The sequence below is a fragment of the Arthrospira sp. PCC 8006 genome (assembly GCF_046480465.1).
GTDB classification, from domain to species: domain Bacteria; phylum Cyanobacteriota; class Cyanobacteriia; order Cyanobacteriales; family Microcoleaceae; genus Limnospira; species Limnospira platensis.
In genome coordinates, this window is record NZ_PKGG01000391.1 from 1 (window position 1) to 2,464 (window position 2,464).

Annotated in this window: 2 protein-coding genes and 2 pseudogenes; all 4 read left to right on the plus strand. The window is 47.3% G+C overall.

Going from position 1 to position 2,464, the window contains the following annotated elements:
* A pseudogene (locus tag B9T16_RS27790) lies at nucleotides 1–133 on the plus strand (transposase); the annotation flags it as partial.
* A gap of 5 nt (nucleotides 134–138) precedes the next feature.
* Nucleotides 139–231: a transposase gene (locus B9T16_RS27795; protein ID WP_081471191.1), complete on the plus strand. Its 93-nt coding sequence runs from the start codon at nucleotides 139–141 to the stop codon at nucleotides 229–231.
* Nucleotides 232–341: 110 nt separating this feature from the next.
* Nucleotides 342–1,224, plus strand: a pseudogene (locus B9T16_RS27800) (IS630 family transposase).
* Nucleotides 1,225–2,325: 1,101 nt separating this feature from the next.
* A partial coding sequence (locus B9T16_RS27805) for an IS630 transposase-related protein (protein WP_410246298.1) occupies nucleotides 2,326–2,464 on the plus strand: 139 nt, incomplete at its 3' end.

Here is a 2,464-nt window from a genome sequence, read left to right on the forward strand (position 1 = left end):
CCGCCTTATTCGCCAGACCTCAACAAGATAGAGAAATGTTGGTCGTGGCTGAAAGCCCGTATTCGCCACTGCACGTGAGCAGTTTGATTCTCTCCATGATGCCATGGATTCCGTTCTCCAAGCTACGTCCTAACCACCTTGACTAATGCTATACCACCTTATTCGCCAGACCTCAACAAGATAGAGAAATGTTGGTCGTGGTTGAAAGCCCGCATTCGCCATTGCACGTGAGCAGTTTGATTCTCTCCATGATGCCATGGATTCCGTTCTCCAAGCTGCGTCCTAACCACCTTGACTAATGCTATATAATGGAGAGGACGAGATGACTAAGAAGACCAAAAATGCCAGCCCCCTATAGTTATGACCTCAGACAAAAAGTTATTGATGCAATTGAACTAGACGGTATGCCCAAAACAGAAGCCAGTCAAGTTTTCCATGTCAGCCGGAACACCATTAATCTCTGGCTGCAAAGAAAAGCACAGACCGGAGACTTCCTCCCTAAACCTAATCACCGACCTGGCAATAACCACAAAATTACCGACTGGCAAAAATTCAAGGCTTTTGCCCAAGAGCATGGCGATCAAACCTCCGCTCCAATGGCTGAACTTTGGGATGACGACATCTCTCCTCGCACCATATCCAGAGCCTTGAAGAAAATTGGCTTCACCAGAAAAAAAAACTTACGGCTACCAAGAACGTGATCAGCAACAGCGAGAGGAGTTTATTGCTCAGATTGAACATATGGAGCCACAAGAAGTGGTCTACCTCGATGAAGCCGGCATGAATAGTCAGGACTCGGATTACCCTTATGGTTACTGCGAGGAAGGAMAACGCTTCGATGCCCTCAAATCCGGGAAGAGGCAGGGCAGGGTGAGCTATATGGCGGCATGGTGTTATCAACAACTCTTAGCCCCCTTTACCTTTGAGGTGAGGGTTGTTGTAATCGGACAGTGTTTGAGTTGTGGTTGGAGTTTATCTTAATTCCAACATTGAAGCCAGGTCAGACTCTAGTATTTGACAATGCAACGTTTCATAAAGGGGGGCGGCAGGCTGAACTGGTGGAGGCAGCTCAATGCCGTTTACTCTATCTTCCGCCTTATTCGCCAGACCTCAACAAGATAGAGAAATGTTGGTCGTGGTTGAAAGCCCGCATTCGCCATTGCACGTGAGCAGTTTGATTCTCTCGATGATGCCATGGATTCCGTTCTCCCAGCTGCGTCCTAACCACCTTGACTAATGCTATATATCTACACCGTGACTAGTGGGCATATCCTAACCATTACAGTTAGGCATTAGCTTTCAGTCACATCCTTTCCCCTTAAAGGCATACGCTTACACTTTTCACGCTCTGCCGTGAGGCAGAGCCAATGAGGGGTTTAAACGTTCCGTTTATATGGGCGTTCCATCTTTAGACTTGTCCTTTCCACCGGGGTACTTTTAAAAGTCTGTGTAGGTAGTAAGTTGAGCCTCCTACTTTTCCCCTTGCCCTTTTGAGCGCAGCGTGTCAACCTATTTCGCTACTTAATGATGACGATGGTTCAAGTCGGAACATTCAGATTTCCTTAGTCATGGATGGTTGGCAGTGGTCGCGTCTGGTAGTAGGTTCTACTTCACGCCTTCCGTTCCCCGCTTCAATCTGACGGGTTGTGATTCCTGAAACTGGGGGTGGCTATCGCCGTTACTCTCTACTCCCTGATTTCTCAGTTTGTTTATGACCTTGAGTTCCCTGCCTTGCTTTAGATTTCTCCAAGCGTCGGGACATATAAACAGTTATGGGGATGGTCAGGAGTGCGCTCCTTATATTCAACCCAGGGGTTGAAGTCCCCACCAGGCGGTTATTTCGGGCATTGTAGCCCTATTTCATGCCTGAACGTCTCGCACCAACTTAATCAATATGTCAAATACCCATACCACCCCCCAACCAAACACCGATAGGGTAACTCCCTTGTGATACCCGTCAATGGCAAGCCTATCGGTTCGTTCCTCACCATTGACTGCTATCACGTCGGTCGCACCCCCAAGAGTGTTTGTTTCGGTTGGGGGGGAGGGTATGTTTCAAAATCAACCACGACAACAGCAGAAGATAATTCCCCAAGCTATCAATGTACAAAGATATTAGGCTGTCTTTCTATGGACTAGACCTATAGGTAAACCTATGTGCGATCGCAAAACCTGAACTATCATCTACCGGAACCAACCCGATACCCCTAAACAACTTTTCAACTGGGGGAGATTACCGGGATGGGAATCGATACCCACATATAGCACCAGACAGGAAAGTTAGGACGTATAATGGAGAGGACGAGATGACTAAGAAGACCAAAAATGCCAGCCCCCTACAGTTACGACCTCAGACAAAAAGTTATTGATGCAATTGAACTAGACGGTATGCCCAAAACAGAAGCCAGTCAAGTTTTCCATGTCAGCCGGAACACCATTAATCTCTGGCTGCAAAGAAAAGCAC